The 206-nt window shown below is 55.8% G+C and carries 1 pseudogene; it reads right to left on the bottom strand.

Annotation, left to right across the window (positions count from 1 at the left end):
* Positions 1 to 206 (bottom strand): annotated as a pseudogene (locus tag C5P05_RS34175) (LysR family transcriptional regulator); the annotation flags it as partial.

Raw genomic sequence — 206 nt, 5'->3', positions numbered from 1 at the left:
TAGCTCGCCGTCACTTAGCGAGTGTCCCATTCGCACGACGCCGATAAAACGATCTCGGAAAAGGGCCTGGGTACGCAGTTCCGGACCCATCGTGTTCGCAATGACACCAGTCTCCAGATCGACAGTCCCTTCACGCAAAGGTGCGCTGTCTTTGTCTAGTTTTTGCACAAAGCGCAGTCGTACGCCAGGAGCCTCTAAGCTGGTGC

The organism is Rhodoferax ferrireducens, assembly GCF_003347515.1.
Taxonomy (GTDB): Bacteria; Pseudomonadota; Gammaproteobacteria; order Burkholderiales; family Burkholderiaceae_C; genus Rhodoferax.
The sequence above is the reverse complement of the archived record's forward strand: the minus strand, read 5'-3'. Positions and strand labels throughout refer to the sequence as shown.